Raw genomic sequence first — 13085 nt, 5'->3', positions numbered from 1 at the left:
CGTTGCAACACCGGCCTGGTCCGCGAGCGGGGTCCCGGCCGCCCGGATCGTCGGGGCTCGGACCTCTCCGACGAACGAAGGCCGCATCCGGCGTGCGGATGCGGCCCATGAGTGAGCGATGCTGGTGGGCAACCGCCTACCAGACAGTGTCCGAGGGGCGACACGCTACATACGCACACGCCTCCACCCCCGGGGATGGACCGGTCAACCGTAGGCGTCGGCGCGGTGGGAGATGCGCACTACCCGGACGAGGACCTCGTCGTCGTGGATCGAGTAGATGACACGGTACTGGCCTCGCCGCGCGGACCAGTAACCGTCGAGTTCGAAGCGCAGCGGTTTGCCGACGCGGTGGGGATCCGCGGCGAGCGGCCCGTACAGGAAATCGACGACCGCCACGGCCACCCGTTCGGGTAGGTCCCGTTCGATCGCTCGCTTGGCGGCGGCCGAGAGGACGACGGTGTAGCTCCTGGAACCACTCACCGGCGGCGGGCCGCGAGTGCCTCCCGCACCTGCGACTCGTCGTAGACCTTCCCGGCGGCCATCTCGGTCTCGGCCTGCCGGATCTCCGACCGGGCCCGAGGGTCCGACAGGATCTCGAGCGTCTCCACCAGCGACTCGTAGTCCTCCACGGCCAGGATGACGGCGACCGGGCTGCCGTTCTTGGTGACGGTGACTCGTTCGTGGGTGCCCGCGACCTCGTCGATCACCCGGCTGAAGTGAGCCTTGACTGCCGCCAGTGACTGTGTCGTCATGACCTCAATTCTGGACATCCAACGAACCGCGGTCAAGAAGTGCTGCGGGAGCCCGCCGGGCGACGCGGTGGGGATCGAAGCGACCGGCCGGCGGGGCGACGACAGTTGTGATCTACCGGCTCGTCGCCACGTGCGGACTTCAGGTCGATCCGTCGTCCGAGTCGAGCGACGCCTGCAGTGTGCTCACCCACTCGCGATCGGCCGTCGTAACCGAGGGGCGGCCCCGTCGGGAGAGCGCGAGTGCGAGGTGGGCCGGGTCGCCGGAGTCGCCGACCAGTGTGTCGTGCAACTGGCGCACGAAGCCGGTGACCTTCCGGTCGGGCCGCGGGGCCACCCCTGAGATGGAGAGCACGCGACCGAGCCGGTGGCCGGCGGAGTCGAACCAGAGCAACGACAACGCCTGCTCGGGTGAATTGGGCTCGGAGAGCACTTCGGCCCACCAGATGCCGAGCTCGGCGGCAGAGGCGATCGGAACGGGGGAGCGCTTCACGACGACAGAGCCCCCACGGTCGGTGACCGCGGGGGCTCTCTGCTGTGTCCGAGGGGCGACTCGCTACATACGCACACGGCTACGGTCGTGATCCGCCCCGACCAACCCACCTCGGACTCCGCACGACTGGATGCGCAAACCCGGGAGCGAGTTTCAGCAGACGGGATCGATCAGGCCGTGGTGGATAGCGAAGCGCGTCGCAGCAGCACGGCTGGTGACGGCGATCTTGGCGTAGATGCGCTCGATGTGCGTCGCTGCCGTCTTGGGTGCGATGCCGAGCATGTGAGCAACCTGCTTGGCGGACGCTCCTGTGGCGATCAGCACGAGCACCTGGGTCTCGCGGGGAGTCAGACCCGCCGGTCCGGAGACCCGTCTCGATCTTCGGCCGATCGCGCCCAGCACGATCTCCAGGGCCCCACCGTCGAGCCGACCAGCGCGGGCGTCGGCCCGTAGTGGGGCGACGGCGTCCGTACGCGTGCCGCGGTGGCCGCGAGACCGTCCAGCCGCATCGGGCCTGGCGGTAGGCGTCCCCGGCGGGAAAGGGTGACTACGGCTGACGTCCCGACGTCAGAGACAGGAGAACCCCCATCGGCCAGAAGACCGTGGGGGTTCAACTCGGTGTCCGAGCCGAGGGGGGGGACTTGAACACCGGGAAGTCGGAGCCGTCCCACGGGCGGCATCCCCAGCGGGGGAGGAGCGCGGTGTGCGCGGCTTTGTGGTCATTGTCGGAACGTAGCGCGGCGGTCGGACACCACCGGGATCGTTATGCCGGCAACTCCGCGACTGGGTGTGGGGCGCCGGACTGGTCCCGAGCTGATGAAAGCGTGCCCGGTTCCGTCGGCGTCGAGGCCAAGAAGGTCTCAAGTGTGCACCGGTCCCGGCCGCGACTTCGTAGCCCGGCCTGAGAGCACTCATCACTCGGCCGCCTCGAGTAGGTGGTGGGATTCCACGGCGGCGGTGGCGAGGGTCTTGTAGCCCTCCTGGTCGAACAAGACGGTGAGCCGGTCGGGCTCGACGGACATGACGACACCGTGCCCCCACTCGGCGTGCCGTACGGCGCTGTTGACGGGGAACGGGGCGTCGTCGACCGCGTGCTCCTGGGCGGTCCCGGCCTCGCAGGTGTCGCAGTTGCCGCAGGGGTGGGGGAGCTGCTCGCCGAAGTAGCCGAGGAGGAACTGGCGCCGGCAGCCGGTGGTCTCGGCGTAGCCGCGCATCATCTCGATCCGCGAGCGGATGAGCCGCTGGTGGTTCTCGGAGACCTCGACGGCCTCGTGCACCGCCTCCTCGGGGGAGACGTCCGGGTCCAGGAGCTCCAGGCGGCCGTCCTCGGTGGTGCCCACCGCCCCCGCCTGCTCGAGGAGGTTGACCGCACGGGTGCGCTTGCCCGGGGACACGTCCACCTCCTCGGCGAGCTCACGGGCGCCCACCGGCTCGTCATGCTCCTCGAGCGCCTCCGCGACGTCCTCGAGGGCCTCCTGCGGGGCACGGCCGGCGGTGAGGAACGTCTGCAGGTGCAGGTCCTCGGCCCGGTAGAAGAGATCGATCTCCGCCGGCTCGCCGTCGCGTCCGGCGCGGCCGATCTGCTGGTAGTAGGAGTCCAGCGACTCCGGTGCCGAGGCGTGCACGACGAAGCGGACGTCCGGCTTGTCGATGCCCATGCCGAAGGCGGAGGTGGCCACCACCACGTCCACCTCGCCGTCGAGGAACTGCTCGTGCACCTTGGTGCGGTCGGCCGCCTTCATGCCTGCGTGGTAGGCCGCGACACGGTGGCCCAGCTGGGCGAGCTCGTCGGCGTAGTACTCGGCGTCCTTGCGACTGGCGACGTAGACCAGCCCGCCACGGGTGGCCGGGTCGGACATCAGCGCGCTCACCCGGACGACGACGGCGGACCGTTTCCGCCGGTCGTCGCTCTCCCGTTCCACGGCCAGCCGCAGGTTCGCCCGGTCGAAGCTCGCGATCACCTCGGCCGCGTCGCGCAGGCCGAGCCGCTCCACGATGTCCTGGCGCACCGGCAGCGCCGCGGTCGCGGTCAGGGCGAGGACCGGCGGGTGCCCGAGCCGCTCGATCGCTGTCCCCAGACGCAGGTAGTCGGGGCGGAAGTCGTGGCCCCAGGCCGAGACGCAGTGCGCCTCATCGACGACGAAAAGGCTGATGCCGAGCGCGGCGAGCTCGTCGAGGACGTCGTCCTTGGCCAGCTGCTCGGGGGAGAGGAACAGGTACTCGGCGTCGCCCTCCCGGACGGCGTCCCAGGCGTGCCGGGTCTCCCCGGCCCGCTGGGCCGAGTTGACCGCCACGGCCTCGGGGGCGGCCGAGTCGTCGATGCCCTCCATCTGGTCGCGTTGGAGCGCCAGCAGCGGCGACACGACCAACGTGGGGCCGTCCAGCAGAAGTGCGGGCACCTGGTAGATGGCGGACTTCCCGGCGCCGGTGGGCAGGACGGCGAGGGCGTCCCGGCCGGCCATCACCTGCTCCATCGCCTCGAGCTGTTCTGGGTGCAGCTCCGGCCAGCCGAATGTGTCGGCGGCCACCTGCTGCAGGGCGTCCCTGATGTCTGGCACTGCTGGGGGGTACCCGACCCGAGCGCCGTCCCAACCGGGGGGGTGTCAACCGGGGCCTCGTGCCCGATCGGTGACCGTGGACCATCTGTCCTCGTCGCCAAGACTTTCATCGAGGCAGTGCGCCGGCCTGCTCGGGTGTCACTGCCGGAGCCCCCGACCGAGTCCCTGTGCCGGTCAACCGGTGGCGGCTCGGCCGTCGTGCCTGCGGTGCCAGAAGAAGACCGCCGCCGACGTCGCCGTCACCACGGTGGCGTCCACGCTCCACCGGCCCAGGCTGCGCAGGGCCAGCTCGACGTCGCCGGCGACCAGGGCCATGGCCGCCAGGGTCAGGGCGGGGATGAGGCCGAGCGCGATCATGACCCCGGCGGTCAGGACCCGGCGGTTGATCACCAGCAGGAGCGCTCCGCCCAGCCCGGCCACCACGGCCACCGCCCAGCTGGTCCAGGACGTGGTGGAGAAGTAGTCGATCAGGGCCGACGACGGCAGGTAGCTGCCGGTCCCCGCCGCCAGCGCGCCGGCGCCGAAGGCGGCGCAGGCGGCGGCACTGAGGGCGGCGCCGGCGGCCAGGGCGGCGTACCCCCTGGCGATGTCGACGAGGCCGCGCTGCCAGGCGCGGCTGCGCTCGATCAGCCCCAGGGCGAGTCGGCTGAACGGCTCGAAGCCCGGTGCGATGACCATGGCGCCGATGATCAGGTGCAGGGTGCCGCTGGCCAGGCCGAGCCCCGCCAGGAGGCCGGCGGTGGCCATCACGCCGAGCTTGCCGGCGGTCATGGTGCTCTCCCGGCCGATCTCGAGCTCGATCTCCTCGGCCGTCCCGCTGGTGATGTCCCGGAGCACGTCGTCCTGCCGGCCGGCGGAGATGACGCTGGCCGGCCTGCTCGTGGACAGCGAGACCGAGGACTCCTGACCGACGCCGCACCGGTCGGCCAGGCGCATCACCGCGGCGAGCCGGCGGTTGGTCACCTCCACGCTGATCACGTCGCCCGGCGGCTGCAGCGACACGCCACGCAGCACACGCAGCGACAGCGGCTCGAGACCGCGCAACTCCTCCACCGCGGCGTCGACCAGATCGGGGGGAAGGGTGATCTCCACGGTCCTCGGCATGCGCGTGCCCCTTCCCGGATCCCAGGGCGTCAACCGTCGTTGCGTACCGACGTACCCGAAAGGTATGGACGGCGTTGCGGGGAGCCTCGTGCAGCACACCGCCCGCGTGCCGCAGCTTGCCGGCCGGCCACGCGGCGACGGCTGCGCCGGTGGCTTCTGCGCCGCGGGCGGGTTAGCGTCTCAACGGGTCGAAAACGCGGCCTCTGCCCGCACCGGTGCGGGTGCCGGTCGTTCCCTTCCGCCACCGGCGACTCCTCCTCGTTCTCGAGGTGACCGCAGTGGCCCTGCCGTCCGCTCCTCCGACCGATCCCCACTGCGACGACGTCTCACGGCTTCTCGCGCGCCTGGACCTCGTGACCGGCCGCCTGGAGCTGGTCGGACGGTTGGGCCACGCAACCGCGCACCTGCTCCACGACGCCATCTCCGCACTCCTACTTACCCCGTGCACGCAGTGGACCCTCGACCTGAGCCGAGTGACGGTGGGCGACCACCACGGTGTACGCGCCATCGCCGTCTCGTACCGCCGGGCCACCCGGCACCACCGGCAGCTCACCCTCCGGGGCGCATCACCCACCCTGCAGCGTGCGGTGCTGCAACTCGGCTGCAGCGCGCACCACCCGGGCGCGGGCGCCGTCATCCCGAACTGACCCGGCGTCGCGCACGCCGGGACCGGCGAGACGGGGTGACGGGGTGACGGCGCGTCAGCTCGGGACGGTGATCATCAGGACGGCGAGGTCGTCGGTCTCGTACCGCGAGCATGCCACCCGTGCGGTGACCGTCATCGCGATGGACCCCGGGATGTAGCCGGTGACGTCCGGGCCCGGGTGACTGGAACAGCGGGACAGGCTTTCCTCGCCGAACTGGACGCCGTGGCCCGTCTCATGGCGCAGCGTCGCTGTGACGCCGCGGAGGCTTTGGCCATCCTGTCCGGGGCGTCGCAGCGGTCCTACCGCAACTCCGCGACATTGCGCAAGCCATTGTCTATGGCGCGAAGCAGTAGGGGGCACGGTGCGCGAACCCCGAGGGGGCCGGGGCCGGGCCTGGCGGGCCGGCGAAATGCTGACGATACGGGCGTCGTCGGGCAGTTCCCTCCTCCTGAGGGGTCCAGAGGGGTCCTGTCGGCCACGTCGGACGGTCAGCAGCCCACCCGCAACCCAGGGCGGTCCGGAGCTGGCGGGGGAAACGACTGCGGAATGGGCGCTGCTGCGTGCGCATCGGCCAGCAGCCCGCTCCCTGACGCGCCGCTCATGACCCGGCTGGTCGTCGACGTCGGTAGGACAGGGCTGCGCTGCGGGAGCTGCGGGCACAGTTGTCCGACGGCGGAAGCTCTGGCGGTCCGGGCCCCTTTCAGAGCTGAGGCCGGACCCCGGCCTCGCTGACGAGGTGGGCCGGGTCCAGGGGTCCGTGTCCCGCCATGGCGTCCGCGCCGGCGCCCCGTCGGCCGACCGGCAGCACGGTGCGCTCTCGCGCGCCCTCCAGCTCCAGGGCCAGCGCGGTGTAGAAGGCGCCGACGGCCAGGGCGAGGCCCGCCCACCCCGCCGCGGTCTTCCACGCTGCTGATTCGGTGATCTCGTAGATTCCCGTCACGATGAACCGGGTTCCGGCCAGCGCCATCACGGCCGCGGGTACGACCTTGCTCGCTGCCGCCACCGCGGCCGGGACGGCCATGGCGAGGCCGGCGACCACGAGGACCACGCCGAGGCCCTTGCTGGTCGCCCCTGGTGGGGAGGTCAGGGTCGTGAAGCCGGCGACGCCCCAGGTGCCGGCGAGCAGCCCCATCCCCGTGCCGGCGACCGGGTCCCGGGCGAGGAAGCCGAGCACCGAGGCCAGTAGTTGCAGCGGCACCGTGGCGACGAGCGCGGTGAGGGCGACCACCCGGCCCTGCGTGGGTGGGATCCAGCCCAGCTGCAGGGCCGCGAAGGCCGTCGTCGCCAGGGCGAGGGCGAGGAAGCCGAGCGGTAGCGGCGTCGCCAGCGGTCGGAGGACGACGCGGGCGGCGGGGGGCGCGGTCATCAGCTGGCGAGCACCTGCGGCGACGTGACCTTGAGGTAGGCGTTCGCCCAGCGGGTGATCCGCAGGGACTCCGGGTGGCAGCGTTCGGCGAGGTCGAGCAGCTCCTTCTCCTTGGCGCCCTGCGCGCCTTGGGCGAGGAGTTCCCAGTCCACCGAGGTGCCGGCGGCCTCCCGGTAGAGGTGCCGGAGGTCGGCGAGCAGCAGCAGCCCCGGTGCCGACCGTCGCCCCATGAGCTGCGCGGCCTGCTGCTTCATGCTCGCCAGGAGGCCGGGGTCCTCGGACGCCTCCGGGTCCAGATTCAGGCCGAAGTCCGTTCCGATGTGGGCGAGGTCGGCCACATGCTGCCGTGACCACTTCGCCATGTCGCGGGTGACGTAGAAGACCTCGTGGTCGGTCTTGTGCTTGTCCGACATGGACGTCAGCACGGTGACCAGGTGGTTCTCGGAGCGGTGCAGCTCCTCGATCGCCATGTCGAGCTTCATCGCCGTCCCTCCACGAGCTCCTCGGCGTGGGCGGTGTCCCCGCCGGTGGTCGGTGGCACCGACCCGGTGACCGGCGCCGACCCGGTCGTAGTCGGCGCGAGTGACGGGCGCCCCTTCGCAGCCGACACCCGTCGCACCGTGGCCGCCGCCGTCTTGAAGATGGGTTGCTTGGACACCGGGTCCCAGTCGGTCAGGGTGAGCTCGTTGGCCGCCCGGCCGGCCTCCTTCTTCCTCGGGTGGGAGCCGTCCCTGGTGTCCCAGTAGCCGTAGTGGAACGGCAGGAACAGGACCCCCGGGCGGATGCCGCTGATACGCAGCCGGCCCTGCATCCGGCCGCGGGGGGTGGTCACCTCCAGGACGTCGCCCTCGGTCCAACCGCGGTCGGTGGCGTCGCTCGCCGACATCTCTACCCACACTTCCGGCGCGGCCGCCTGGAGCTGCGGCGCCCGGCCGGTCTTCGTCCGGGTGTGGAAGTGGTAGAGCGTGCGGCCGGTGATGAGCTGGAACGGGAACTCCTGGTCGGGGACCTCGTGGGGCGCCACGTACTCCGCGGCCTTCAGCACCGCCTTGCCGGTCGGGTTCAGCGCCTTGTACTCGGTCTCCTCGACGGGTGCGCCGGTCACCATGTCGCGGCCGTAGCTCTCGCAGTAGTCGGGCTGGGCCCAGAACTGCCCGTCGACGTAGATGTGCTCGGTGCCGTCGGGGTGCTCGTCGTTGCACGGCCACTGGATGCCGCTGCCGCCGCGGAGCTTGTCGTAGCTCATGCCGGTGTAGTCGCAGGGCCGGCCGCGGGAACACTCCTTCCAGCCCTCGAACGCCTCCTCGGGCGTCGACCACTTCACCAGCGGGGCGCCGTCCTTGTCCTTCAGGCCCATTCGGGCGGCGAAGTCGATGAGGATGTCGAGGTCCGACTTGGCGTCACCGGGCGGCTCGACCGCCTTCTCCGACAGATGCACGGTGCGGTCGACGTTGGTGAAGGTGCCGGTCTTCTCGCCCCACGTCGCCGCGGGCAGCACGACGTCGGCGAGCTGGGCGGTCTCGGACAGGAAGATGTCCTGCACGACCAGGAACAGGCGCTGCTGGGAGAGGATGTCCCGGATCCGCCGCAGCTCCGGCAGGGAGACCGCGGGGTTGGTGGCGGTCACGTAGAGGAAGCGGATCGAGCCCTCTTCCATGTAGCGCAGCTGCTGCATGATGTGCGTCGGCGGCGAGTAGTGCGGGATCTGCATCGGGTCGACGTTCCAGACCTTCGCCAGGTCCTGGATGTGCGCGTCGTTCGACCAGTTGCGGAACGCCGGCAGGTCGCCGTCGGCACCGCACTCTCGGGTGTTCTGCGCCGTGGGCTGGCCGTTCATCTGCAGGACGCCGCAGCCGGGCTTGCCGAGCATGCCCCGGATCACGTGGATGTTGTTGACGCACACGGCCGCCGCGGTGGCCTGGTGGGCCTGGTAGAAGCCTTGGAGCACCGACGACATCAGCTGCTCCGCGGTGCCGATGATGCGGGCGGCCTCCCGGATCTGCTCCGCGGGGACGTCGCACACCTCCGCCGCCACCTCGGGCGTGTAGCTCGCGGTTTGCTTCGCCAGCTCCGGGAAGCCGACGCTGTGCGCCTCGATGTACGCCCGGTCGATCCAGTCGTTCGCGATGAGCTCGTGGATCAGCGCGTTCATCAGCATCACGTTGGTGCCCGGCCGGGGCGCCAGGTGCACGGTGGCCGCGCGGGCGACCGGCGTTTCCCGCGGGTCGACGCAGATGACCTTCGGCGGGTTCGGCCCGGCCAGCCGGTCGAGGACGCGGCTCCAGAGCACGGTCTGGGTCTCGGCCATGTTGTGGCCGTAGAGCGCGATGACGTCGGCGTGATCGATGTCGGTGTAGCTGCCCGGCTGGCCGTCGCAGGCGAAGGTTTCCTTCAGCGCTGCCGCGGCGGTGGCGGTGCACAGGCGGGTGTTGCCGTCGACGTGGTTGGTGCCGATGCCGCCGTGGGCGATCAGCCCGAGGGTGTAGTACTCCTCGAGGAACAGCTGCCCGGTGGTGTAGAAGCTGATCGCGCTGGGTCCCTTCTCCTCGAGCAGCTCCTTCGCGCGACCGACAACCGCGTTCATCGCGGTGTCCCAGTCGGTCTCGACGAGTTTGCCCCGCTTGCGGATCAGCGGCTTCGTGAGCCGATCGGGGGAGTTGTTCGCCTGCCAGCCGAAGAGGTCCTTGGGGCCGAGCCGGCCGTGATTGACGCGGTCGACCTTACGGCCACGAACACCCACGATCCGCTCGTCCTTGACGGCGATGTCGAGGCCGTCGCCGTTGGAGTGCAGGATCGTCGCCGACTGCACCCAGCGGTCCACGTCTGCCTCTGTGAGCCCGTCGGCCAGGTACGAGTCCACGCGGGTCGGCCAGATCTCCCCTGGGCCATACGGGGTGCGGCTGCCCCACGGTTCGGCAATGCGGTCGACCCTCGGCACGGCAGTCCTCCTGGATACGGGGATGGATGCCTGCCGAGTGTTGCTGTCCCTGGGGCGGCCCGCAGGGCGGAGCATGGCTTTCTCGGTGGGAGGGGCCCCACAGGGATGACGGGGGCAGCCCCGGCGCCAGCCGTCCCGCGATCCACCCCCGCCGTCCGTCCCGGGCCAACGCCCTCCCGCATACGCACCTCGTCCCCGGTCGATCGAAGTTGGTCGGCCGGTTGGACCGCGCAACCGCACCTGCTCCATGACGCCATCTCGGCGCTACTGCGCCCTCGATGTGGAGGCCCCAGGCGAGGCCGCATCGGAGCCGGAGCCGTCAGGTCGGAGCCGGAGAGCACTGTTGGCGAGCGGGACTACGATGAGTTCCGGCCGCGGGAATCGAGATCTGGCGGTACCAATCCAGCTTCATGCACTCGAACGTCATCACCGTTGACGGCGCTGTTGCCAGGGGCGGGACCGCCAACCTCGATGTTCGGTCGATGGGCTGGACGAGCGGGTATCTCTCGTGATGGCAGACCCGGCCGTCGCGCATGTGCTGGACGACCAGTTCGACGAGGACCTCACCAGCAGCGAGCGGGTCGATCTCGGGCAGTGGCGGTCACGCCCGCTCACTCATCGGTTGCACGAGTGGGCCGCGGAAGCTGTCGGCGGGCCGCTGCGCGGGTGGCAGGCTGTCGGCCTGGCCGGACGCCGACCCTCACTCGAATCCCGCTGAGCTGTGCGGCAGACGTCCGTGGATTCTCGGCCCACCGGCTCGCTTCTGTGTCCCCGCCCCATTGAGCGACGCCGGTCGCTCGCTCTGGTCCGTCAGGACTGCAGCGGCTGATCGGGCGGGACTGCCCCTCTTCCGACCTGCCCGGCGGGCGTCCCCGACCGGATCCCGGACCTCTCGGTAGCGTCTCGCTCCTGCCAGGGATGTCTGGACGCTGGTCGGAGGACTTGTCAAACCGACCAACTTCCTCACCCGTGCGGACTGTGCGTGACCTGACGTGACTGGAGCGCGATGCCGCAGCAGACCGAAGCGCGCCAACTGATCAAGGGGTTCGGCCGGGCCGTCGGCGGGGCGCTGCTGTTCGCCATGCCGGTCCTCATGACGATGGAGGTGTGGCGGCTGGGTCTGGCTGTCGACCGCTACCGCCTGGCCGCACTCGCGGTCGGGACCGTGCTGCTGGTCATCGGCCTCGCCCGCCACCTGGGAGGCTCCGGGGCGTCCGGGTGGCGCCCTGGCCTGGTGGACGCGGGGGTGGCCTTCCTGGCTGCGGCCGTCGCTGCTGCGGTCATCCTCACCGCCCTCGACGTGCTGGACTGGCTGCGGGACTGGCGCGACGCGACCTCGATCCTCGGACTGGAACTGCTGCCGGCCGCGGTCGGTGCCTCCTACGCCCGCGCCCAACTCGGGAAGAGCAGCGCCTCCCCGAGCAAGCCCGGGTACGGCCGCGAGCTGTTCCTGATGGTGGCCGGGGCGGTGGTCTTCGCCGCGAACCTGGCCCCGACGGAGGAGATCGTGCTGCTCGCGGCGAAGATGCCCCCTTGGCACACGCTGGTCCTCGTCGCCATCAGCCTGGCGCTGATGCACGCGTTCGTCTACGGGGTCGGCTTCGGCGGGCAGGAGGAGGACGAAGGGCCGATCAAGGCCTTCGCCACCTTCACGACCGTCGGGTACGCGCTGGCGCACTGCGTCTCGGCCTACCTCCTGTGGACGCTGGGCCGCTTCGAGGACACCGGGCTGCTGATGGTGGTCACTGAGACGGTGGTCCTGGCCCTCCCCGCGAGCCTGGGCGCCGCGGCGGCCCGGCTCATCCTGTGATGAGAGGAACCCCCGTGTCCGGATCCGACGAGAACTCCCAGGGCCAGGGCTCCGGTGGCACGTCAGCGGCCGAGTACGCCATGGGCGGGCTGGGTGGACTGCTGGTCCTGCTGCTGATCGCCTTCTTGGGCTACCAGGCCGTCGCCGTCCGAGAGAGCGGCCCCGAGCTGGCCGTCGACATCACCACGGTCGAGCAGGCAGGTTCCGGCTACGAGGTGCACCTCCGGGTGCGTAACGACGGCGGGACCACGGCAGAGACCGTGCAACTCGGCGGTCAGCTGAGCCGGGACGGGCGTCAGGTCGAGCAAGCCTCGGCAACGATCGCGTACGTCCCGCCGGAGAGCCGACGGGCGGCGGTGCTCGTCTTTTCGAACGACCCACGCGATGGCGAGCTCACGGTCGGTCCCGAGGGCTACGAGGTCGCCTGAAGCAGTCGCCGAAGCTGCAGGGCCCGTGGCTATGCGCCATCGCGGAGGAGCAGCCGCAGGTCCGCGAGCACGCTGGATGGGAGTGGTCGCCGGCGCAACAGCGCAGCCGGGACCCGCGGCAGCGCACGGATCAGGCCTTCCTGCCCGGGCCGGCCGGCCCGCGTAGCGCGGAGCGCCAGTCGGGCGACATCGGCCACCGGGAGCCGCATGAGTGCGGTGAGCAACCGGCTGCGCCAGATGCCCGCCTGCCTCCGCTCTGGCGCTTCGCGGCGTGGTGAGGGGTGGTGGTGGACGGTGACCTCGTCGACGTAGGACATGCCCCAGCCGGCGGCAGCCAGGTCCAGTGCGACCCGCTCCTCCTCGCCGGGGAACCGGACGACGGGGTCGAAGCCACCCACAGCCTCGAACGCCTCGGTTCGGACCAGTGCTGCGCAGGCGACGAAACCGAGCAGGGAGGGCCCGGGCAGGTCCGGCAGCGTGCCGAGAGGGCTGGCCGACATCTCGTCGCAGACGGTGTCGAGCCGCTCCTCCGGACCGACGGCGATGCGCGCGTTCAGCAGGGCGAGCCGCGGGTGCGCCCGCATGATCATGACCGCGCGGGCCAGGTCGCCGGGGGCCCACCAGGAATCGTCGTCGGCGAATGCGACGAAGGGCGTGTCGGCATGTGCGGCGCCCAAGGTTCGTGCTCGAGCGCCCTCGTTCCGATCCAGCGGCAGCACGGAGACCTCGGGGTGCGCGGCCCTCACCGCCTCGACCGTGCCGTCGGTCGACGCGTTGTCCACCAGGATCACCGGCGCTTCGTGACGTGACAGTGTCGCCAGCACATCGGCACGTCGATTCCGCGTGATGACGACGACCGTCACCTCGCCCCCGGTTTGGGATGGCCGATCCGACGTTCGGGGCGAGGTCACGGGAGCGATCTTGTCCTACTTCACCGGGTGGACGTCAGCAGTGCGAGGTCAGACGGTTTCCACGGCAGCCCCTCCATACTG

12 protein-coding genes and 1 pseudogene are annotated in these 13085 nt (G+C 70.9%); 3 read left to right on the top strand and 10 right to left on the bottom strand.

Annotated elements, in window-relative coordinates; all coding sequences use genetic code 11:
• Positions 1 to 204 precede the first annotated feature (204 nt).
• From ACI790_RS09400 to ACI790_RS09375, 6 genes are all read right to left on the bottom strand, one after another.
• Positions 205 to 396, bottom strand: coding sequence for a type II toxin-antitoxin system RelE family toxin (locus tag ACI790_RS09400; protein ID WP_456569517.1), 192 nt, complete (start codon positions 394 to 396; stop codon positions 205 to 207).
• A gap of 80 nt (positions 397 to 476) precedes the next feature.
• The gene (locus tag ACI790_RS09395) at positions 477 to 752 is read right to left on the bottom strand and encodes a type II toxin-antitoxin system Phd/YefM family antitoxin (RefSeq protein WP_456569516.1); all 276 of its coding nucleotides are present in this window, start codon (positions 750 to 752) and stop codon (positions 477 to 479) included.
• Between the two features lie 139 nt (positions 753 to 891).
• Positions 892 to 1242 (bottom strand): hypothetical protein, encoded by a 351-nt coding sequence (locus ACI790_RS09390; protein ID WP_456569515.1) that lies wholly within the window; start codon positions 1240 to 1242, stop codon positions 892 to 894.
• A 153-nt stretch (positions 1243 to 1395) separates the two neighbouring features.
• Complete coding sequence (locus tag ACI790_RS09385; protein WP_456569514.1) at positions 1396 to 1644, bottom strand: response regulator transcription factor; 249 nt, start codon at positions 1642 to 1644, stop codon at positions 1396 to 1398.
• Between the two features lie 512 nt (positions 1645 to 2156).
• On the bottom strand, positions 2157 to 3800 hold the full coding sequence (locus ACI790_RS09380; RefSeq protein WP_456569513.1) for a RecQ family ATP-dependent DNA helicase: 1644 nt from the start codon (positions 3798 to 3800) through the stop codon (positions 2157 to 2159).
• A gap of 174 nt (positions 3801 to 3974) precedes the next feature.
• Positions 3975 to 4904, bottom strand: a complete 930-nt coding sequence (locus tag ACI790_RS09375; RefSeq protein WP_456569512.1) for a DUF389 domain-containing protein — start codon at positions 4902 to 4904, stop codon at positions 3975 to 3977.
• Between the two features lie 278 nt (positions 4905 to 5182).
• Here ACI790_RS09375 and ACI790_RS09370 point away from each other — a divergent pair, with 278 nt between their 5' ends.
• Complete coding sequence (locus tag ACI790_RS09370; RefSeq protein WP_456569511.1) at positions 5183 to 5551, top strand: STAS domain-containing protein; 369 nt, start codon at positions 5183 to 5185, stop codon at positions 5549 to 5551.
• A 700-nt stretch (positions 5552 to 6251) separates the two neighbouring features.
• Here the strand turns inward: ACI790_RS09370 and ACI790_RS09365 are convergent.
• Genes ACI790_RS09365 through ACI790_RS09355 form a run of 3 tightly spaced genes read right to left on the bottom strand, consistent with a single transcriptional unit; the run spans position 6252 to position 9855 of the window.
• A complete protein-coding gene (locus tag ACI790_RS09365; RefSeq protein ID WP_456569510.1) occupies positions 6252 to 6917 on the bottom strand; it encodes a hypothetical protein in 666 nt (221 codons plus the stop codon).
• Entirely contained in the window at positions 6917 to 7399 is a 483-nt protein-coding gene (locus ACI790_RS09360; RefSeq protein ID WP_456569509.1) for a hypothetical protein, read from the bottom strand. The genes ACI790_RS09365 and ACI790_RS09360 overlap by 1 nt, the downstream gene beginning before the upstream one ends.
• The gene (locus tag ACI790_RS09355; RefSeq protein ID WP_456569508.1) at positions 7396 to 9855 is read right to left on the bottom strand and encodes a molybdopterin oxidoreductase family protein; all 2460 of its coding nucleotides are present in this window, start codon (positions 9853 to 9855) and stop codon (positions 7396 to 7398) included. The genes ACI790_RS09360 and ACI790_RS09355 overlap by 4 nt, the downstream gene beginning before the upstream one ends.
• A gap of 1087 nt (positions 9856 to 10942) precedes the next feature.
• Between ACI790_RS09355 and ACI790_RS09350 the strand changes: the two are divergent.
• Together ACI790_RS09350 and ACI790_RS09345 are read left to right on the top strand one after the other, a co-directional pair.
• A pseudogene (locus ACI790_RS09350) lies at positions 10943 to 11665 on the top strand (TIGR02587 family membrane protein); the annotation flags it as partial.
• Positions 11666 to 11679: 14 nt separating this feature from the next.
• The gene (locus ACI790_RS09345; protein WP_456569507.1) at positions 11680 to 12093 is read left to right on the top strand and encodes a hypothetical protein; all 414 of its coding nucleotides are present in this window, start codon (positions 11680 to 11682) and stop codon (positions 12091 to 12093) included.
• A 29-nt stretch (positions 12094 to 12122) separates the two neighbouring features.
• Here the strand turns inward: ACI790_RS09345 and ACI790_RS09340 are convergent, their stop codons facing one another.
• Entirely contained in the window at positions 12123 to 12956 is an 834-nt protein-coding gene (locus ACI790_RS09340; protein ID WP_456569506.1) for a glycosyltransferase family 2 protein, read from the bottom strand.
• Between the last annotated feature and the right edge of the window lie 129 nt (positions 12957 to 13085).

The sequence above is a fragment of the Blastococcus sp. SYSU DS0539 genome (assembly GCF_054050855.1).
This window is presented reverse-complemented; position numbering and strand designations above follow the sequence as displayed.